The organism is Patiriisocius hiemis, from assembly GCF_031846325.1.
Taxonomy (GTDB): Bacteria; Bacteroidota; Bacteroidia; order Flavobacteriales; family Flavobacteriaceae; genus Patiriisocius_A; species Patiriisocius_A hiemis.
In genome coordinates, this window is sequence record NZ_JAVRHZ010000001.1 from 844,885 (window position 1) to 865,525 (window position 20,641).

The following is a 20,641-nucleotide window of genomic DNA, read 5'->3' on the forward strand; positions in this document are numbered from 1 at the left end:
CATCATTTATTGTTTATTATTATTTATTACTTATCTGTTGAAAAGCCATCTATTACTTCTTGGCTTACTCCCACATTAGAAAAACCACCATCATTATATAAGTTTTGCAATGTAACTCGCTTAGTTAAATCACTAAAAAGCGTTACAGTATAATTTGCACAATCTAGTGCTGTAGCGTTTCCTAAAGGAGACATTTTTTCAGCATAATTAATAAACCCATCAAATCCCTTTACCCCCTGTCCTGCGGTAGTTGGTGTTGGTGATTGTGAGATTGTATTTACACGTACTTTTTTCTCTTTTCCAAAGAAGTAACCAAAACTACGTGCAATAGACTCAAGATAAGCTTTATTATCTGCCATATCATTATAATCTGGGAACACTCTTTGTGCTGCCATATATGTTAAGGCAACAATACTTCCCCACTCACTCATTGCATCATTTTTATATAATGTTTGCATTGTTTTATGAAAAGAAACGGCAGAAACGTCCCAACCTTTCTGTGTCCAATCATAGTTTTGATCTGTATATGCTTTTCCTTTACGAACGTTAACACTCATCCCAATAGAGTGTAATACAAAATCTAATTTACCTCCTAAAATTTCTACAGATTTAGTGACTAAGTTTTCTAAATCCTCAAGATTAGTTGCATCAGCAGGAATAATTTCGGAGCCTGTTTTCTCAGCTAAAGCATTAATCTGTCCCATTCTCATGGCGATAGGTGCATTTGTAAGTACAAACTTCCCTCCTTCTTCGTGAACTCTTTCTGCTGTTTTCCAAGCAATTGAATTTTCATCCAATGCACCAAAAATAATTCCTCTTTTCCCTTTTAGTAAATTATAAGACATAGTTCTAGTTTGTTAGTGTTTTTAGAGTGTAAATATACGGTTAATTAAGTAATTCTCTAGCATTAGCAAGGGTTGCATCTGTTATGTTTTTACCGCCAATCATTTGTGCAATTTCAACGAGTCGCTCGTCAAAAGTTAACTCTTTTAAATAAGTTACTGTGCTTTGAGCGGTATCTTCTTTATAAACTTTTATATGGTGTTCACCTTTAGAAGCTATTTGAGGTAAATGTGTAATACTTAGCAATTGCATTGTATTACCCATTACTGCCATGATATCTGCAATTTTTAAAGCAACTTCACCAGAAACACCGGTATCAATTTCATCAAATATAATAGTGGGTAATTTTTTATATGATGAGAGAACTGCTTTTACAGCAAGCATTATTCTACTCATTTCCCCTCCAGAGGCTACCTTTTTAAGAGAGCCTAATGTACCTCCTTTATTTGCTGAAAATAATAATGTAAGTACGTCTGTACCATTTTTTCTGAAGGTTTCTGAAGGTGTTATATCAAATTGAAATTGGGCATTGGGCAACCCTAAAGAAGTTAAAATTGTTTCTAATTCTTGCTTCAGCTTAGGGGTTGCTTCTTTTCTTGCTTTACTTATTTTCTCACCAATAGTTTGAGTTTCTTTTTTTACTTTCTCTAAAGTATTTTTAATTGTTTCAATTTCATCATCAATATGAAGAGTGACATCAATTTTTGAAGCTAAGTCGTCTCGTAAATGTATCAATTCTTCAATAGTGGCAAGATTGTGCTTTTGCTGAAGTTTATATACTGTTTGTAGCTTTTCATTAGCGGCATACAATTGTTGAGGGTCTGCTTCAATTGTACCAACTTCTTCTTCGAGGGTGGTTTCTAAATCTTCAAGTTCAATCACCACACTATTAAATCGTTCCCAGAGTTCCGCATAACTAGCTTTAAAATTCTTCAATTTTGATAATAAGCTACGTATTTCTTTTATAGTTTCAAGCGAGCCTATTTGCTCTTGCCCTAATACACTAATGACTTGTGATAATGAAGCTTCAATTTCTTCAGCATTGTTTAACGTTTCATATGTCTCTTCTAGCTCTTTAAGATTTAAACCATCAAGCTGAGCCTCATCTAATTCTTTATGTAAAAAGGTATTGTAGTCAAGTTCTTTGGTGGCTTCAGACTTTGTGGTTTGTAATTGCGAAAGTTTTTCAGAAAGTGAAGTATATTCATTTAACTTTTCAGAATATCCAATTAATAAGCTTTGATTTCTTGCTAAAGCATCAATAACATCTAGCTGGTAGGCTTCAGATGTAATTGAAAGTGTTTCGTGTTGACTATGGATATCTACCAAGTGTATTCCTAATGCTTGCATTTGTGCAAGACTTACTGGCGTGTCATTAATAAAAGCTCTAGATTTTCCACTTGGTAAAATTTCCCTTCGCAAAATAGTATGCGACTCGTAATCCAAATCATTTTCTTCAAAAAGACTTTGTAAATTATATGTGTTTATAGAAAACTCACCTTCAATTGTACATTTTTTAGAGCTGTCTTTTACACTAGAAAGGTCTGCTCGTTTTCCTAAAAGTAAAGAGAGAGCTCCTAATAAAATAGATTTACCAGCACCTGTTTCTCCAGTAATAATAGTCATTCCGGGTTTAAGATTTACCTGGATGTCTTCTATTAAAGCATAGTTTTTTATGGAAAGAGAAGTTATCACAAAGACGTTATAAAATTCTTGTAAAAGATAATCGCCTTTTTAAAGTAATGCAAGTAAAAAACTAGTATTTAAAATTTAATTTCTTGCCAGTTACTTCTTTTGGTTGGCGACATACGGTTTAGGTTGTTTACCAGCGCAGTAATATTTACTTGAGGTCCTCCAGAAAAGATAGATTGAATTTCGTCTGCCTTAGTATCAAAAAAGGTTCGTAATAAAAATGAATTTGGACGTCTATCATTTATCCTTTTAAGTGTTGCTATAGAAGAAATAACAGCCATTTTAGAGTTTTTAGGGTTATTCTCCATAGTATCTAGTCCTAAACGGTGGTATTGATACATTGCTTGATGAAACTCTCTATAAACGTTAGATAATAACATATCGTTGTATCTAAATCGTGATTGTTGTCCGTCTGAAGCTTTCCAACCTAAAAAATTAGAACTAGCAGCTGTATTTATTATTTGTTTTGCAATTTCAAAATATGGGTCTCCACCACCCTCTTCATAGGTAGCTGCATCTAAACCAATAATAGTATATACATGATATGCTAAAACAGAAATTAGATTAGAGTCAAAATTATTTATATTGAAGTTTAAATTCTGAAATTCTACATAGTCAAAAGAGAAATTACGGTCATTGTAATTATAAATTGGGCTATCGTATGTAGAATTAAAAATAGGTCTAGAAGCTTGAACCTGTAGTGTAGCAGTAAATAAATCATTACTATACTCTGAAACAATAATAGAAAAATTACAATCTATACGCTCTTGGTTTTTAAAGTTAGCGTTTGTCCATTTTGTATTGTTTAAAAACTCTGTTATTTGTTGCTCTAGCGTTCTAAAGACTTGCTGATTAGGTTGCCCTGTTTGCTGTGCATCTATTGCCACAGAGGCATTTAATTCTTGTGCGTGTACTGTAAATACACTTAAAACTATACAAGTAAGGGTAAGTAATAAATTACGCATCTAATTGTTTTATAATGTGTTGTAAAATATCTTTTGCGACTTCTGCTTTAGGTTTAACACTAAAAGGGTACTCTTTATTGTCTTTATCTATTAAAGTTACTTTATTAGTATCTCCTTTAAATCCTGCACCTTTGTCGTTTAGCGAATTTAATACAATTAAATCTAAATTCTTTTTTTTGAGCTTTGATTTTGCATTTTCAATCTCGTTATTAGTCTCTAATGCAAAGCCAACCAAAAATTGATGTGCTTTCTTTTCTCCTAAGGAAGCAAGTATATCTTGCGTTTTCTCTAGCTCTAAAGTTAAAAGTCCTGTGTGCTTTTTAATTTTTTGAGAAGCTACAGATTTAGGCCTATAATCTGCTACAGCAGCACTTAAAATTGCAATATCAATGGTTTCGTATTCCTTATGAGTAGCTTCATACATTTCTTGAGCAGAAGTTACTTGTATAAGTTTTACTGAAGCATTTTTTAATTGAACATTACTTGGCCCACTAACTAAAGTAACCTTAGCACCTAAATTTGCTGCTGCATCTGCAATTTCGTAGCCCATTTTTCCACTAGAATGATTCCCAATAAATCTAACTGGGTCAATCGCTTCATAAGTGGGTCCTGCAGTAATTAATATTTTTTTTCCTCTTAACGGTAATTGATTAGCAATTTCATTTTCAATAAATGAAACTATTGCTTCTGGTTCTGCCATTCGTCCTTTACCAACTAAACCACTTGCCAATTCTCCATGGTCTGCTGGAATTTGAATATTTCCAAAGCTTTCTAGTTTTTCAAAAGATGCAAGTGTAGAAGGATGCTTATACATATCCAAATCCATTGCAGGAGCATAAAAAACAGTACACTTTGCAGAAAGATAAGTAGCCACCAAAAGATTATCACTACTTCCATTTGCCATTTTTGAAAGCGTATTGGCAGTAGCTGGAGCAATCACAAATAAATCTGCCCAAAGTCCTAACTCAACATGGTTATTCCATTGGGCATTATCATCATCTTCATTAGTGAATGAAGAAAAAACTTCGTTTTTAGAGAGTGTAGAGAGTGTAAGTGGTGTTACAAAATCTTTTGCCGAAGGTGTCATTACAACCTTAACCTCAGCTCCTTTTTTTATAAATTCTCGTACTATAAATGCAGATTTATAAGCGGCAATACCGGCAGTAACACCCAGCAAAACTTTTTTACCACTTAAAACTGACATTGTATTATGCTAAATCTTGATCCTCTTGATCTTGTGTATTGCGGTAGTAGATTTTTTCATCTAACCATTCTTGTACAGCAAGGGCATGTGGCTTAGGTAGTTTTTCATAAAACTTAGAAACCTCAATCTGTTCTTTGTTTTCAAAAATTTCTTCTAAACTATCATTGTAAGTTGCAAACTCATCTAACTTTTCTAAAAGCTCTTTTTTAATGTCGCCATTAATTTGATTAGCTCTTTTTGAAATGATAGAAATTGCTTCGTAAATATTGTTAGTAGGTGCATCTACTAAGTTTTTATCAATAGTAGTAGTATTGATAGGTGCATCGCTATTTTTAATATCGCTCATAATTCCTGTATTATCTAACTTGTAGGTTCTTTTTCTTGTAATCTTTTGTTTATATCTGAAATAATTTCATCTGCATCATCCTTCAAATCACTTTCACTATAGTATTTCATAAAGCTATTGTAATACTCTTTTGCATCAACAAGACGCTCATCTACTAAAGATGGAATACTATTTATAGCAAACTGATATGCCGCGTTAAATCTTCCGAAGAATGCTTCTTTTCTATATTTAGACCCTGGATGATCTGTGATAAAATTATCAAATGACTCGATTGCTGGTTTATAACTTCCAAAAGTTTGTGCTGTTTTAAGCATTTGCTTAGCAATCTCAAGGTCTTTAACTTCTAGTTTATCTCTTAATTCGGCTACTAGAGTATTTGCTTCTTGTCTTTTACTTGAATTTGGAAATTTATTTATAAAATCTTGCAGCTTTTCGAGTCCTTTTACTGTTTCTTCTTGATCTAAAGAATACCTTGGTGAAAGCTCGTAATAACTCTTAGCAGATTTAAACGTGGCTATTTCAATGCTATCGCTTTGTGGGTAAGACAAAGCAAAACGCTCAAACTGATAACCCGCTAGAAAATGATCTCCAAGCTCGTAAAAAGTATTTGCATAAATATACATAAGACGTTGTGCCTGAGGCTTCCCTCTGTAAGCTGGCACTATTTGTTCCATTAACTTTAATGCTTTCTTGTACTTACCAGCATTGTAAAGCGAATCTGCTGCTGCATATTTTTTACCTGCATCATCGCTCTTTAATAACTTCTGGTATTCGCTACAAGAAGTTAAAAAAATACTAGCGCAAAAAAGGAGTAATAGACTTGTTCTCATATAGTTAAAAAACATCGTGCAAAAGTAATTTAATTAAGTGTGATAACAAAACTTATTTCTTAAGTTCTACAGTAAAGACTAAGCTAAGATTAGATTGTTTCAAATAAATTACAAACTATCTACATACTGGTCAATCTTAGTTTGTAATTCCTTGCTAACATTTACTAACGGTAATCTAAGTGTATCATTGCATATCCCAAGTTTCTTAAAAACAGCCTTAATACCTGCAGGGTTTCCTTCAGCAAAAATATAATCTATTGCTGGGGCTATCTTGTAATGAATTTTATAGGCATCTTCAACTTTCTTTTCTAGTCCTAAACTAATCATAGAAGAAAACTCTTTAGGGAACCCTTCTCCAATAACAGAAATTACACCAGCTCCTCCTGCCAAGGTCATTGGTAAAGCAATCATATCATCTCCAGAGATAACTAAAAAATCATCCGGACACCCATCTATTAAACGCATGGCTTGTACAATATCTCCCGCTGCTTCTTTGATTGCAACTATGTTGTCAAAGTCATGTGCCAATCTAATAACAGTTTCTGGAAGCATATTGCTGGCTGTTCTACCTGGTACGTTGTACAACACAATAGGCTTAGAGCTTGCTTTTGCAACTGCAGCAAAGTGTTGATAAATGCCTTCCTGTGTTGGTTTATTATACATTGGTGAAACTGATAAAACAGCAGTAAATGCACTTAGGTCTCTTGAAGAAATCTCTTCAACTATAGCCTGTGTATTGTTACCTCCAATCCCTAATACTAATGGAAGTCTTCCAGCGTTAGCTTCAACAATAGTTGCTATTACTAGTTCTTTTTCTTTTTTACTTAGGGTAGCACTTTCAGCAGTAGTACCTAATACAACCAAATAATTGATACCATTCTCAACATTGTAATTTACTACCTGCTTTAAGCCTTCAACATCAATACTTTTATCTTCTAAAAAGGGAGTGATAAGTGCAACACCGGTACCTATTAATTCTTTCATTATATCTTTTTTAAAATAATTAAATATTTTATTAACTCTGTTTTAAAATCAGCTATGTTTTCTATGTCTACACCAATAATTAAATCATACAAATCTGGATTACAATTTTTTAATCCAACTTTAAACTTTGCGTTACTGCTGGCTACCATATAATCCAGATAGGGATTCGAGTTTTTATAATATCCTACCAAAACATCAAAAGAGGTGTTTAAAAACTCCTTCGCGTTTTGATTTTGTAAAATACCATTCCACGTAAAGTCTTTATTGTAGACCTGATTTTGTTTTAATGATGGTAGTTTCTTTTTTGATTCCAAAAACGAAAAAACCTTTATGTCCTTTGGTTGAATAGTAAGTTCTTTGTAAAATTCATAAAACAAATCCCCTTGTTTAAAATGAACTTCATGAATTAAAAACCCAATAGTTTTAAGAGGTGTGTTTAATTGTGAATCATCTCTTTTTTCAAGATGTTTTTCTGTCTGTTTTTCTAAAGATCGTTGCTTTATTTTTTTAAACATACCGTTCTGGTAATTTCACACAAAAATATGGTTTTTACAAAGTAATTGGAAGTTTACGATAGCATTTCTAAAAAATCCTCTTCACTAATAATAGGCACGCCCAACCCTTCTGCTTTGGTACGCTTACTTGGGCCCATATTATCTCCAGCAACCACATAACTAGTTTTACCAGAGATAGAACTTGAAACTTTTCCGCCATTATCTTCAATTAGCTTTTTAAGTTCGGTTCTAGAAACTTTTGTAAAAACACCAGAAACAACAAAGATAGAACCTGCAAGTTTATCAGTTTGGTTTGCTAGTTTTTCAGCAGAAATTGCTAGCTGTACACCATGTTCTTTTAAACGTTGAATGGTTGCTCTATTTTCTTCTGAATCGAAAAAAGCTACCACGCTTTCTGCAATCCTGTCGCCAATTTCATCAACAGCAACAAGGCTTTCCTCTGAAGCATTCATCAAAGCATCTATGCTCTTGTAATGCTTAGCCAACTTTTTTGCAACTGTTTCTCCTACATATCGAATGCCTAAAGCAAAAAGTACTCTTTCAAACTCAATATTTTTTGAAGCCTCAACTCCAGCGACTAAATTTTCGGCACTTTTTTGAGCCATTCGGTCTAAGGGTAATAAATCTTCTACTGTAATTTGATATAAGTCTGCGTAATTAGTAATAAGGCCTTTATTTACCATAAGTGCAACGGTCTCTCCTCCTAGTCCTTCAATGTCCATGGCTTTTCGGGAAATATAATGTTGTATCCTACCTATAATTTGCGGTGGACATCCCATTGCATTAGGGCAATAATGCTGTGCTTCGCCTTCAGTACGTATAAGTTCTGTTTCACACTCTGGGCATGTATTTCTATACTCAGTTGGTGTAGAGTTTACATTTCTTTTAGTAAAATCTACACTTATAATTTTTGGAATAATCTCACCTCCTTTTTCAACAAAAACGGTATCCCCTTCTCTAACATCTAATTTTTCTATTTGGTCCGCATTATGAAGCGAAGCTCGCTTAACAATAGTTCCTGCAAGTTCAACAGGCTTTAAGTTTGCCACAGGTGTAATAGCACCTGTTCTACCAACTTGGTAGGTAATCTCGTTAAGAATAGTGGATACTTGTTCTGCTTTAAACTTATACGCCATTGCCCAACGTGGTGCCTTAGCAGTATATCCTAGTTCTTCTTGTTGTTGAAGACTATTTACCTTTATTACAACACCATCTGTCTCGTAGGGAAGTTCATGCCTATGTACATCCCAATAGTTCACAAATTCTAATACCTCATCAATGCTATTTGCTAGTTTTGCTACAGAAGGCACTTTAAATCCCCAGTTTCTTGCTTTTTCTAGACTTTCAAATTGAGTTTTAATAGGTAAGCGTTCCCCTTTAAGGCTATACAAAAGACATTCTAAAGGTCGTTTCGCGACTTCACTACTATCTTGAAGTTTCAAACTTCCCGAAGCTGTATTTCTTGGATTTCTATAAGGCTCTTCACCCGCTTGAATTCGTTCTTCATTCATCTTTGCAAAGCCTTCAAAAGGAAGAATAATTTCTCCTCTAATTTCAAACTTTGGAGGGTAATCCCCTTTTAAATGAAGCGGAACTGACTTTATAGTCTTTACATTAGTGGTAACATTATCGCCTTGAAATCCATCTCCCCTTGTAACAGCTCGCACTAGTTTTCCATCTTCATAAGTTAGACTCATCGAGGCACCATCGTACTTTAATTCGCAAGTATAAGAAACCTCTCCATCTACTAATTTTTTAATCCGTTTTTCCCAATCCTCAAGGTCTTCTTTAGAGTATGAATTATCTAGCGAGTACATACGATAGGTATGTTTAACTGTTTCAAAGTTTTTTGTCACCTCTCCTCCTACACGTAACGTTGGTGAATTTGCATCATAAAACTCTGGATGTGCCGCTTCTAGCGCTTGCAACTCTTTTAATTTTATATCAAAATCGTAATCTGAAATTGTAGGAGTGTCTAGTACGTAATACTTATAATTATGTTCGCGTAATTCAGCTCGAAGAGATTGTATTTTTTGTTTAGGATTCATTAATTTTTTTGTGGAATTGAAGAGGTTATACAGACATTATTTTTCATCAAGCATCTTTGTAAGGTAATTACCAAAAATATATTCATCTTCATGAAGTATTGAAATGTCTTCAGCTTTATTAATATCAAAACTTAGGGTATCTAAATAACTAATATTTTTAAAGTAATATGGGATATTACTAACAACTCCTACTGAGTTTTTATCCTGAATTTCAAGTATTTCAAGCCAGATATGCTCTATAGATTCATTTTCAGAAACCTTGACTTTAACAAAGAAAATAGTAAGGCTGTCCTTATTGGCTCTAAATTTTGATTTGAAAACCCCTAGACAATCCTTAGTAACCGTTTTAGAATCTCTTAAGGCTTTATCATTTCTATCCAAAGCTACAACATTATCTTTGTCCCATTCTAAAACATCGTTAGTAGTATCATAATTACTCTTAGTACTAGTATTACAGGAAATAAGAATAAATAACAAAAAGAGAGCTCGTATCATATAACAAATATAAAAACAAAACCCCACAAGAAATATACTTGTGGGGTTAATATAAAAGCCACAATTTTTTTAATCGTCTAAGAAAATATTTCTAACAAGTGCTGCACAAACACCTCCTGCAACAGGAGCAACTATAAACAACCATAATTGTTCTAATGCTATACCACCAGCAAATAAAGCAGGTCCTAAACTCCTTGCAGGATTTACAGAAGTTCCCGTAATTGGTATTGCCACCATATGAATTAATGCCAAAGAAATACCAATAGCTAAACCAGCCATTATAGGAGATGCGTTTTTTGCGGTAGTTCCAAAAATCACGAGTAAAAATAAAAAGGTAAATGCAAACTCTGCAATTAATGCAGATTGCATATTATATTCTCCTAAATATCCTGTACCCCATCCGTTACTGCCTAGACCCCATTCTGGCATGGCAAATCCCGCACTACCGGTTGCAATTAAATACAATAAACCTGCGGCACCTATTGCGCCAATACATTGCGCTATTATATAGCCAATGGTATCTTTCATAGATAATTTGCCGGCAACTAACATTGCTATTGAGATAGCTGGGTTTATGTGGCATCCAGAAATAGGCCCTATGGTATATGCCATTACTACTACTGATAGACCAAAAGCAAGTGAAATTCCTAATAACCCAATTCCATCTGGACCGGACGTAGAAATACTGGCAATTGTTGCTGCTCCACAACCAAATAAAACCAAAGCAAAAGTCCCTAGTCCCTCTGCGAAAAATTTTTTTGAAGAATTCATAAGATGATTTAATTTATAGTTAATAAGCTGAAATGTAATAATTTAAACAAATTTATTGACTATAAATCTTAGTGTTTTCTACTAACTAATTGATAAATCGGTTTAAGATCTATCCTCATTTAACCAGTTGGGTTGTTTTGGGCTTTTAAATTGTTCCATTTTAACTAAAAGCTCTTTAGATGTAGTAGCTACTTGTAGTAATTGGTAATTATCCATAGATACAAAACCTCGTTTTACCATGGTTTCGAGAAGTGCAAGCAAGGGGTCATAAAAACCATTTACATTTAATAAGCCAATAGGCTTGTTATGAAGTCCTAGTTGTAACCAGGTAATAATTTCGAACAATTCTTCAAGTGTACCAAAGCCTCCCGGTAAAGCAATAAAACCATCGCTTATTTCTTGCATTTTTAGTTTACGCTCGTGCATACTTTGAGTTGTAATTAGTTGTGTTAGTCCTAAGTGCACAACTTCTTTCTTTTTTAGAAACTCTGGGATAATACCTATAACCTCTCCTTTAGCATCCAGAACAGTTTGAGCAATAGTCCCCATCACTCCTATTTTTGCAGCGCCATAGACAAGCGTTTGTTTGTTTTCAACAAGTACCTGAGCTAACTCCTTAGCAGCTTTTGTTATTTGCAGGTCATTACCATCACTACTACCGCAAAAAACACATATTTTAGGTAAACCTTTTCCCATCTTATTTTAATTTACACCGAATCATCCTCGGTTTTCCAAACATATCCTTTTTACAAATTACTCCTGAAAATCCTATAGATTCAATAAGCTGCATCAACTCTTCACTAAGATACTCATTAATCTCAAAATATAGTAATCCATTGGATGTCAAATGCTTTTTTGCCAGATATGTAATTTTTTCATAAAAAATAAATGGATTGTCATCTTCTACAAAAAGCGCAGAAGATGGTTCATACTCAGTTACGTTGGCTTGCATCATTTTCTTTTCGAGTTCTCTAACATAAGGTGGGTTAGATACAATAATATCATACTTATCTGGCAGACTATTAGTAGCTAAGACATCTATTTGATGAAATGAAACTTCAACTTTATTATTTTTTGCATTACCAGCTGCAATTGTTAAGGCTTCTTTTGAAAAGTCAATTGCAGAAACTGAGGCAGTAGTCAAGTTTTTTGCTAAAGAAATAGCAATACAACCCGAACCTGTACCAATATCCAGTATTTTTAATTCTGAATGCTGAATGTTGATTTCTGAATTAAGAATCCAATCTACTAGCTCTTCGGTTTCGGGTCTAGGGATTAGAGTTGCTGGGGTCACTTTAAAAGGAATGCCATAAAACTCGGTTACTCCTACGATATATTGTATAGGTTCGTTTTGTTTAAGGCGTTGTAAGCCATTTTCAAATTGTTGATGTTGTATTTCAGTTAAGGTTGCATTTGTATCTAGACTTAACTGAAAACGTGTCTTGTTTAAAAACACTTCCGCTAGGATATAAAAAAAAGAAAGAATTTCTTCAGTTGGATATCTTGAAGAGAGTTGTGAAACAAAGTATTTTTTGTAATTAGTAATTTTCAAACTACAAATCTTTAAGCATGTGTACTGGGCAGGAAAAATGTCCTGTATCACCCATAGGACCATCTATGTAACTAAAGCCCACTCGTTCATAAAGTTTTTGTGCTGCTTTCATGTAGGGCATTGTCTCCAAATAACATTTTTCGAAACCAAATTTCTTTGCCTTTTCTAAACATTGTTGCATCATTTGTGAACCAATACCTCTTCCTCTAGCTTCAGCTAAATAGTACATTTTTTGTAACTCACATACATTTCCATCGTAATTATCTAGTTGTGCAATACCAGCACCACCAATTAATCTTCCATCCTCTTCTACAACCATATATATAGCCCGCTCTTTATCATAAGTTTCATACATACAATCTAAAGCCTTATCTGCATAAGCAGTACCTACTTTTGGGACTCCATGTTCGATAAGAACTGTTCTAATTACCTCGGCAATTTCTTGGTTATCCTTTTTTTCTATAGGACGAATAATTGGTGTACTCATCTAGTTTTTAACTCGTATTTTTGCAACTTAATTTTATAGTGTGAAGATACACGAAAAATACATGTCTCGTTGCATTGAACTTGCCAAAAATGGACTTGGAAGTACTTACCCTAATCCATTAGTAGGTGCTGTAATAGTTTATAATAATGCTATTATTGGCGAAGGATGGCATTATAAAGCAGGCCAACCCCATGCAGAAGTTAATGCCATTAATTCGGTAAAGGATGCATCGGTTTTGAAAGAAGCCACTATGTATGTTTCGTTAGAACCTTGTAGTCATTTTGGAAAAACTCCTCCTTGTGCTGATTTGCTTATTGAAAAAGGTTTTAAAAAAGTAGTAATAGGAAGTACAGACCCTAATCCAAAAGTTTCAGGCAAGGGAATAAAAAAACTTATAGAATCGGGCTGTGATGTTGTAGTAGGTATCCTCTCAAATGCTTGTGACAAACTTAATAAGCGCTTTTTTACATTTCATACTAAAAAGCGTCCATATATAATTCTAAAATGGGCACAAACCTTAGATGGATTTATAGCTCCTCGACCTGAACATCGTTCAAAAAAAGAACCTGTTTGGATTACTACACAAGAGACAAGGCAATGGGTACATAAAACAAGAAGTGAAGAACAAGCAATTTTAGTGGGCACAAAAACAGTTCTCGAAGATAATCCAAGTCTAACCACAAGAGATTGGCATGGAGCATCTCCAGTTCGAGTAATTATAGATAGAGAATTAAAGGTTCCCGAAAGTGCTTCGGTTTTAGACGGAAAGGTAAAAACGATTGTTATTACAGAGATAGAAAAAAAATCTACAGATAGTATAATTTATGAAGTGATTGATTTCAGCATGAAAACTAGCCAGCAAATTTGTGCTATTTTACACAAATACAACTTACAATCTGTCATAGTTGAAGGTGGTGCAAACACTCTTCAATATTTTATAAATGATAATTTTTGGGATGAAGCTCATGTTTATATAGGAAGTACTACTTTTGGCGATGGCATTTTAGCTCCAAAGTTAAAGGGCTTTGAAAATAAGGTTATACAGATGAATAATGATGTTTTAAAAATTTATAAAAACAAAGCACAATGATCGCTTTACTATTAAGTGTTCTTTCTTCTACTTTAATATTTGTTGTTTTTAAACTGTATAGCAAGTACAACATAAATACACTTCACGCAATTGTTGTAAATTACGTAGTTGCCTCTACTTGTGGTATAGTTGCCTTTAACAAGCCAGTTGCCGTTTCAGAAGTTATAGCATTTGATTGGTTTTATTATGCCATTGCATTAGGGATTCTTTTTATTGTTGTTTTTAACCTTATGGCAATTACAACCCAAAAGAATGGGCTCTCAGTTGTCTCGGTTGCTACTAAAATGAGTTTTATAGTTCCTATTATTTTTGGGCTTTGGTATTATAAAGAAAGCCTTGGAAGCTTTAAACTAGCTGGGATACTATTTGCTGTTGTTGCAGTATACCTCGCTTCTATAAAATCTAAAGAGGGTATCACTATTAAAAAAGAAAACCTAATTTTTCCATTACTAGTATTTATAGGTAGTGGGATAATAGATACCAGCATAAAGTATATAGAAGACGCATTTGTAGCAGTTAATGATGTGCCTATATTTTCGGCAACTCTATTTGCTTCGGCGGCATGTATAGGTTTCGTTGTATTAGCAATTCAAGCTATAAGAGGAAAGTTTGTTTTTCAGTTTAAAAATATTTTAGGGGGGATTGCTTTAGGAATACCTAATTATTTCTCGATTTACTTTTTGGTACAAGCTTTACGGAGTAATTTGCTGGAAAGTTCAGGTATTTTTACTGTAAACAATGTAGCAATAGTGATGCTATCAACACTAGTTGGGATTTTATTATTTAAAGAGAAATTGCTTAAAAAGAACTGGATAGGCATCGCCCTTGCTATTGCAAGTATCATTCTTGTTGCTATTGAAAACTATATATGAGTCAAGAAAAAGACACTTATAAAACTATTACCACTAAGTCTCCAGAAGTTTTGTTTAAAGACAGAGGTAGTAAATTTTATGGCTACGCTTTTCCAATTACTACTGAAGATGAAGCCAAAAGCTGTATCGAAACACTAAAAAAAGAACATTACAATGCAAGACATTGGTGCTATGCCTGGCAATTAGGAAAACACTACGAATCCTACAGAGTAAATGATGATGGAGAACCCTCAAATAGTGCAGGAATGCCTATTTATGGACAATTACAATCTTTTGATGTTACTAATGTACTTGTTGTGGTAGTACGCTACTTTGGAGGAACAAAACTTGGTGTTGGTGGATTAATACAAGCTTACAAAACTGGAGCACAATTAGCACTCTCAAAATCTAATATAGTTACGCGAACTATTAACGAAGAATTTTTACTACATTTTGAGTATCCAGAAATGAATACAGTAATGCGTATTATTAAGGATGAAAATATTAAAGTACTCACCCAAAAAATGGAACTCAATTGCATCTTTAAAATTAGTGTTAGAAAGAAAGATGCAGAGCGTATTTTTTCACTCTTTGAAAACACCTATAAAGTGATAATAAAAAGGGTTTAATTTTTTGGTTTAATTATTCTTTTAATTTATTCAACAAATAGTCTGGAGCCTTTCTGATTTTTTGAGTTGTACTATCAATAAAAACTAAATCTGTAGAGGCAGTAACAAGTAGTTGATTTTGTTCATTATGTATTTCGTAGTAAAATTCAATTTTAAAAGTAGGGACAGATTTTAAATTAGTAGTAATGGTAATAACATCGTCATAATACGCTGGTTTTTTGTAATTTACATTTAAATTAACAACAGGTAAGTGTATATTATTTGCTTCCATCCATTTGTATGAAAAGCCCAGTTCTCTGAGCCATTCGGTTCTACCCTGCTCTAAAAATTGCGCATAATTTCCGTAGTAAACAATTCCCATTTGGTCTGTTTCACCATACCTAATTCTAAGTTTTGTCGTATTTTCTTTCACAATAAATTGGGAATTAAAAGGTTAAATTATTTGTAGATTTGAAAGTAACATAACATGCAAAAAAAAAACTACAATTTCAATAGCAAAACTATTTTTTTTTTCAATTAATTGTTCACATATTTGTAACGTTAAGAAAATGTTAGGAACATTCCTTTTCTAGCTTTTTTAACCGTCTGTAATTAACTAACTAATAATTTAAAACTAAGCATGAGTAAAACTGCCGAAACGGTATGGAATAATTGTCTGTCTTTTATTGAAGATAATATCACTTCGCAGGCCTACAAAACTTGGTTTGAACCCATTAAAGCAGTAAAGCTTTCAGAAAACGCGTTAAGCATACAAGTCCCTAGTAAATTTTTCTATGAATGGTTGGAGGAGCACTATGTAAAACTGCTTAAAGTCGCACTTACTAAAGAGCTTGGGCAAACAGCAAAACTGGTGTACATTATAAAGATGGAAAACACCTATGGAAACAAGCAACCCTTTACTGAAAAAATACCGAGTTCAAACAGATCGCAAGTAAAGTCACAAGAAGTTGATGTCCCAATTAAAAACAAAAGTCCAGAATTAAAAAACCCTTTTGTAATCCCAGGGATTCGAAATGTAAAGATAGAGTCACAGCTTAACCCTAGCTATAATTTTGAAAATTTCTTAGAAGGAGAATCAAACAGGTTAGCACGTTCTGCAGGAATGGCAGTCGCAAATAAGCCAGGAGGTACTTCTTTTAACCCATTACTTATTTTTGGTGGTGTAGGTCTTGGAAAAACACATTTAGCACATGCTATAGGTGTTGAAATTAAAGATAAATATCCAGAAAAAACGGTTTTATATATTTCTGCTGAAAAATTTACGCAACAATATATAGAGTCTGTTAAGAAAAATAACAGAAACGACTTTATACACTTCTATCAAATTATAGACGTGTTGATTGTCGATGACATACAGCTTCTTTCCGGAAAAGCAGGAACACAAGATGTTTTCTTCCATATATTTAATCACTTGCATCAAAATGGAAAGCAAGTAATTCTTACAAGTGATAAAGCACCAGTAGATATGATAGATATAGAACAACGTCTATTATCACGTTTTAAATGGGGCTTATCTGCAGAGTTAAATCATCCAGATTACGATACACGTGTTGCAATAATAAAAAACAAGCTGTATAGAGATGGTGTAGAAATGCCAGAAGATATTGTTGAGTTTTTAGCAAACAATATAAAAACCAACATTAGAGAGCTAGAAGGTGCTATTATTTCATTAATTGCGCACTCTTCTTTCAATAAAAAAGATATTACCATAGATCTTGCAAAAAAGATTGTTGACAACTACGTTAAGCACACTAAGCGAGAAGTATCTATAGATTACATACAAAAAGTAGTAAGTGAATACTTCCAGATGGACGTAGAGACCCTGCAGTCTAAGACTAGAAAAAGACATATTGTACAAGCAAGGCAGTTGGCAATGTTTTTTGCCAAAAAGTTCACTAAGGCATCTTTGGCTTCTATTGGTTCACAAATAGGACAACGTGATCATGCTACGGTATTACATGCTTGTAAAACAGTAGATAATTTATCAAGTACCGACAAGCAATTTAGAAAGTATGTTGAAGACCTCAATAAAAAATTAACATTATAACTATTTAATCCCGCCTTGAGCGGGATTTTTTATACCTATGAAAACAAAAGTATTAATGGTTTGCCTTGGCAATATTTGCCGTTCTCCCTTGGCAGAAGGAATTTTAAAATCTAAAGTTGATTTAAAAAAAATAGATGTTTCATCGGCTGGAACTGGAGGGTGGCATGTTGGAGATTTACCAGACCCTAGAAGTATTGCAATAGCCAAAAAAAATGGAATTGATATTACAGATCAACGTGGAAAACAATTTTCTACATATGATTTTGAAATTTATGATTACATTTTTGTAATGGATAACTCTAACTACAACGATGTCATCAAGCTTGCCACCTCTGAAGATGAAAAACAAAAAGTACAACTCATACTGGAAGAAATCTTTCCTGGTGAGAAAGTAGATGTGCCAGACCCATACTACGGAGGAGATCAAGGCTTCGAAAATGTTTACAAAATGCTAGACGAGGCTTGTGAAAAAATTGCAAAGCGCCTCTAACCAGAAAAATAGCTAGTTTTTTGTTACATTAGTAAAAAAAAGCCATGAAAAGAGTTATTACAACGCTATTACTTATTTTTTCGGTAAGTGTAGCTACAAGTCAATTTATAGAATTAGACCTTATTCAAGATGGATTTAACAATCCTGTAAATCTACAAAATGCAGGAGACGAACGCCTTTTTGTTGTTGAACAAGGAGGTCGTATTAAAATAATGCAACCCAATGGAGGTGTTAATCCAGATTTATTCTTAGATATTTCTACACAAATTTCTAGTGGTGGAGAACGCGGACTTTTAGGACTTGCTTTTCATCCTGACTATTCTAATAATGGGTTCTTCTATGTGTATTACACAAAACCAAATGGAGATTCTCAAATTTCAAGATTTTCAGTAGATCCAAATAATCCAGATCTTGCAGACCCTAACTCCGAACTACCATTCTTAGATTTTGATCAACCATTCTCAAATCATAATGGAGGTTGCCTTGCTTTTGGTCCAGATGGCTTCTTGTATATTTCTTCTGGAGATGGTGGTAGTGGTGGAGACCCTGGAAATAGAGCACAAAACACATCGCTCTTACTTGGAAAGTTATTACGAATAGATGTAGACAACCCTTCTGGAACTAACAATTATAGTATACCATCTGACAACCCTTTTGCCGGTAGTAGTAGTGATGCACAAGAAATCTGGGCTTACGGGCTACGTAATCCTTGGAAATTTTCATTTGATAGTGCCAATGGAGATATCTGGATTGGAGATGTAGGGCAGGGTGAAGTTGAAGAAATTGATAGAGCAGCTATTACCGATGCAGGATTAAATTATGGCTGGAGATGTTATGAAGGATCACAACCATTTAATACGACTGGTTGTCCAACAGTAGCTGACTTAACATTTCCAATTGCAGAATACTCTTCTGCTAGTAACACAGCTAATTGTTCAATAACTGGAGGGAATGTATATAGAGGAACAGAATATCCGGATTTTGTAGGGTTATACTTTTTCTCAGATGTATGTAGCGGCCTTATAGGTACAGTAGATCAAAATGGAAACTTAATAGAGCATGGAACCTTTGGAGGGTCATGGGTTTCCTTTGGAGAAGATGTTAATAATGAATTATATATTGTAAGTATTACTGGCGGTATTTCAAGAGTAAGACAACCTGAAGAACTTGGAGTGGAAGAAAATGATTTAGAAGCTTTTGAAATGTTTCCTAATCCAGCTTCAGAAAGTGTAACACTAAAACTTCAAAACAACAAAATAGACACCATTACTATTGTTGATATTAAGGGAAGCTTGGTTTTTTCTGAAAGTAACCTTAACCTATCTCAAAAAAAAATTAGTACAAATAAACTAAATGCCGGTTTCTACTTAGTTAATGTAAAAACAGTTACAGGACATAACATTGTAAAAAAACTTGTGGTAAAATAATATGGAAGAATCTAGAGGAAATTTATATTTAATCCCCTGTACATTAGGAGACACCTCTCCTCTAGAAGTATTACCATTATTAGTTAAAAAAGCAATTGAGCATATTAACCATTATGTTGTTGAACATGAAAAAACAGCAAGGCGCTTTATTAAAAATGTAGATCCAAAAAAATCACAACCAGATTTAGAGTTTCAGCTTATTAATAAGTTTACCAATGAGTTAGAGATTCCGCAAATGCTAACTCCCTGTTTTGAAGGGAAAGATGTTGGAGTTATAAGTGATGCTGGATGCCCAGGTATTGCAGACCCCGGTGCAATGCTCGTTGCTGAAGCACACAGAAACAACATAAAAGTAGTCCCTCTCGTAGGCCCCTCATCTATACTCTTAGCTATGATGGCAAGTGGGTTTAATGGTCAAAACTTTGCATTTAATGGATATCTCCCGATTGATAAGCGTGAGCGAAAAACTGAAATAAAAAAGTTAGAAAAGCTTTCACTAGATAAAGACCAATCTCAACTTTTTATTGAAACGCCTTACAGAAACAACCAAATGTTAGAAAGTTTAATGGCAAGCTTACATGATGACACCCAAGTATGTGTTGCTTGTGATATTACCTTACCTACAGAATATATAAAAACACTACCCGTTAAACTTTGGAAAAAAACAAAAGTGGATCTCAATAAGAGACCCACTTTATTTATAATACAGAGATAATATTTTATTTATAAAAGCACTTTTGCTTTTCTATTTGGTATTATGTGTGATGTATCGTAACCAGAAAACTTACGCAAATAATGTTTTATAGAAGTACCAAAGGCATCGCTAAAAGCAATTGCTCCACCACTCCTTAAATATTTCTTTACATTTCCAGCACCTGCAAGATGTGCAGCAGCTAAAATCCCTGATTCAGTAATTTTTACACCGCCAATATTTCTACCAACATACCTTTTAATATCTTTTCTTAGTATCCACTTATTACGAGAAGTATAGGCACTAAACGCTTTTTCTTGTAATTCTGAATCTGCTAAAAATAGGTCTGGGTTATAAACCCCAATCATTTGTAGAGTCGTTCTTGCAAATTGATATTTCCCTAAGTAACCAAATGTATTGATTGTTGAATAATTGCCTCTAGATTCTTTAAAACCTAAAGCCTCTTTAAAACCAACATAAGATTTACCTAAAAATAAGCTGTAAGGAGATATTTCTTCTTTAGATAAAATAATTTCATCTTCATTAGGAACATAAAAAAACAAATCTGAGTCATCTGCAATTTTATAGTGCGATAAATCTACTTGTTTCTTGTACGTAAAGCCTGTTGCAACTACTATAGTAACAACTAAAACGGCTACAAATTGTATAATGTTTTGCTTCATT

The 20,641-nt window shown here is 33.7% G+C and carries 23 protein-coding genes; 7 read left to right on the top strand and 16 right to left on the bottom strand.

Annotated elements, in window-relative coordinates; translation table 11 throughout:
* Nucleotides 1–26 precede the first annotated feature (26 nt).
* The 14 genes from RM538_RS04010 to RM538_RS04075 all read right to left on the bottom strand — a co-directional run bounded on the left by RM538_RS04010 (nt 27) and on the right by RM538_RS04075 (nt 12,732).
* Nucleotides 27–845, bottom strand: coding sequence for an enoyl-ACP reductase FabI (locus RM538_RS04010; RefSeq protein ID WP_311332104.1), 819 nt, complete (start codon nt 843–845; stop codon nt 27–29).
* A 40-nt stretch (nt 846–885) separates the two neighbouring features.
* The gene (recN, locus tag RM538_RS04015; protein ID WP_311332105.1) at nt 886–2,538 is read right to left on the bottom strand and encodes a DNA repair protein RecN; all 1,653 of its coding nucleotides are present in this window, start codon (nt 2,536–2,538) and stop codon (nt 886–888) included.
* Between the two features lie 68 nt (nt 2,539–2,606).
* Nucleotides 2,607–3,500, bottom strand: a complete 894-nt coding sequence (gene porD, locus RM538_RS04020) for a type IX secretion system protein PorD (protein ID WP_311332106.1) — start codon at nt 3,498–3,500, stop codon at nt 2,607–2,609.
* Nucleotides 3,493–4,704, bottom strand: a complete 1,212-nt coding sequence (gene coaBC / locus RM538_RS04025; RefSeq protein WP_311332107.1) for a bifunctional phosphopantothenoylcysteine decarboxylase/phosphopantothenate--cysteine ligase CoaBC — start codon at nt 4,702–4,704, stop codon at nt 3,493–3,495. Before coaBC ends, porD begins: the two co-directional genes overlap by 8 nt.
* A gap of 4 nt (nt 4,705–4,708) precedes the next feature.
* The gene (locus tag RM538_RS04030; protein WP_311332108.1) at nt 4,709–5,050 is read right to left on the bottom strand and encodes a DNA-directed RNA polymerase subunit omega; all 342 of its coding nucleotides are present in this window, start codon (nt 5,048–5,050) and stop codon (nt 4,709–4,711) included.
* 14 nt (nt 5,051–5,064) lie between these two features.
* Nucleotides 5,065–5,880: an outer membrane protein assembly factor BamD gene (locus tag RM538_RS04035; RefSeq protein WP_311332109.1), complete on the bottom strand. Its 816-nt coding sequence runs from the start codon at nt 5,878–5,880 to the stop codon at nt 5,065–5,067.
* A gap of 108 nt (nt 5,881–5,988) precedes the next feature.
* Nucleotides 5,989–6,864, bottom strand: coding sequence for a 4-hydroxy-tetrahydrodipicolinate synthase (dapA, locus tag RM538_RS04040; protein WP_311332110.1), 876 nt, complete (start codon nt 6,862–6,864; stop codon nt 5,989–5,991).
* Nucleotides 6,864–7,379 carry a DUF6913 domain-containing protein gene (locus RM538_RS04045; RefSeq protein ID WP_311332111.1) on the bottom strand — a complete coding sequence of 172 codons (516 nt, stop codon included), beginning with the start codon at nt 7,377–7,379 and terminating at the stop codon, nt 6,864–6,866. The genes dapA and RM538_RS04045 overlap by 1 nt, the downstream gene beginning before the upstream one ends.
* Nucleotides 7,380–7,432: 53 nt before the next feature.
* Entirely contained in the window at nt 7,433–9,427 is a 1,995-nt protein-coding gene (gene ligA / locus RM538_RS04050) for an NAD-dependent DNA ligase LigA (RefSeq protein ID WP_311332112.1), read from the bottom strand.
* Nucleotides 9,428–9,463: 36 nt separating this feature from the next.
* The gene (locus tag RM538_RS04055) at nt 9,464–9,922 is read right to left on the bottom strand and encodes a DUF2314 domain-containing protein (RefSeq protein WP_311332113.1); all 459 of its coding nucleotides are present in this window, start codon (nt 9,920–9,922) and stop codon (nt 9,464–9,466) included.
* Between the two features lie 69 nt (nt 9,923–9,991).
* On the bottom strand, nt 9,992–10,693 hold the full coding sequence (gene aqpZ, locus RM538_RS04060; protein ID WP_311332114.1) for an aquaporin Z: 702 nt from the start codon (nt 10,691–10,693) through the stop codon (nt 9,992–9,994).
* Between the two features lie 102 nt (nt 10,694–10,795).
* Nucleotides 10,796–11,389 (bottom strand): LOG family protein, encoded by a 594-nt coding sequence (locus RM538_RS04065; protein WP_311332115.1) that lies wholly within the window; start codon nt 11,387–11,389, stop codon nt 10,796–10,798.
* Between the two features lies 1 nt (nt 11,390).
* A complete protein-coding gene (prmC, locus tag RM538_RS04070) occupies nt 11,391–12,245 on the bottom strand; it encodes a peptide chain release factor N(5)-glutamine methyltransferase (RefSeq protein ID WP_311332116.1) in 855 nt (284 codons plus the stop codon).
* A 1-nt stretch (nt 12,246) separates the two neighbouring features.
* A complete protein-coding gene (locus tag RM538_RS04075) occupies nt 12,247–12,732 on the bottom strand; it encodes a GNAT family N-acetyltransferase (protein WP_311332117.1) in 486 nt (161 codons plus the stop codon).
* A 40-nt stretch (nt 12,733–12,772) separates the two neighbouring features.
* On the opposite strand from RM538_RS04075, the gene ribD reads away from it, so the two are divergent.
* Genes ribD through RM538_RS04090 form a run of 3 tightly spaced genes read left to right on the top strand, consistent with a single transcriptional unit; the run spans nt 12,773 to nt 15,302 of the window.
* The gene (ribD, locus tag RM538_RS04080) at nt 12,773–13,822 is read left to right on the top strand and encodes a bifunctional diaminohydroxyphosphoribosylaminopyrimidine deaminase/5-amino-6-(5-phosphoribosylamino)uracil reductase RibD (protein WP_311332118.1); all 1,050 of its coding nucleotides are present in this window, start codon (nt 12,773–12,775) and stop codon (nt 13,820–13,822) included.
* Nucleotides 13,819–14,694 (top strand): EamA/RhaT family transporter, encoded by an 876-nt coding sequence (locus RM538_RS04085; protein ID WP_311332119.1) that lies wholly within the window; start codon nt 13,819–13,821, stop codon nt 14,692–14,694. Before ribD ends, RM538_RS04085 begins: the two co-directional genes overlap by 4 nt.
* A complete protein-coding gene (locus RM538_RS04090; protein ID WP_311332120.1) occupies nt 14,691–15,302 on the top strand; it encodes an IMPACT family protein in 612 nt (203 codons plus the stop codon). Before RM538_RS04085 ends, RM538_RS04090 begins: the two co-directional genes overlap by 4 nt.
* A gap of 13 nt (nt 15,303–15,315) precedes the next feature.
* Here RM538_RS04090 and RM538_RS04095 read toward each other — a convergent pair whose 3' ends face one another.
* Nucleotides 15,316–15,714, bottom strand: a complete 399-nt coding sequence (locus RM538_RS04095; protein WP_311332121.1) for an acyl-CoA thioesterase — start codon at nt 15,712–15,714, stop codon at nt 15,316–15,318.
* Nucleotides 15,715–15,921: 207 nt separating this feature from the next.
* On the opposite strand from RM538_RS04095, the gene dnaA reads away from it, so the two are divergent.
* From dnaA to RM538_RS04115, 4 genes are read left to right on the top strand one after another with little or no spacing between them, the layout of a single operon-like run.
* Entirely contained in the window at nt 15,922–17,349 is a 1,428-nt protein-coding gene (gene dnaA / locus RM538_RS04100; protein ID WP_311332122.1) for a chromosomal replication initiator protein DnaA, read from the top strand.
* Nucleotides 17,350–17,386: 37 nt separating this feature from the next.
* Nucleotides 17,387–17,839, top strand: coding sequence for a low molecular weight protein-tyrosine-phosphatase (locus tag RM538_RS04105; protein WP_311332123.1), 453 nt, complete (start codon nt 17,387–17,389; stop codon nt 17,837–17,839).
* Between the two features lie 44 nt (nt 17,840–17,883).
* Nucleotides 17,884–19,266, top strand: coding sequence for a PQQ-dependent sugar dehydrogenase (locus tag RM538_RS04110; RefSeq protein ID WP_311332124.1), 1,383 nt, complete (start codon nt 17,884–17,886; stop codon nt 19,264–19,266).
* 1 nt (nt 19,267) lies between these two features.
* Nucleotides 19,268–19,981: an SAM-dependent methyltransferase gene (locus RM538_RS04115; RefSeq protein ID WP_311332125.1), complete on the top strand. Its 714-nt coding sequence runs from the start codon at nt 19,268–19,270 to the stop codon at nt 19,979–19,981.
* 8 nt (nt 19,982–19,989) lie between these two features.
* On the opposite strand, the gene RM538_RS04120 is transcribed toward RM538_RS04115, so the two are convergent.
* Nucleotides 19,990–20,640 (bottom strand): peptidoglycan-binding protein LysM, encoded by a 651-nt coding sequence (locus RM538_RS04120; RefSeq protein WP_311332126.1) that lies wholly within the window; start codon nt 20,638–20,640, stop codon nt 19,990–19,992.
* Nucleotide 20,641: the final 1 nt, after the last annotated feature.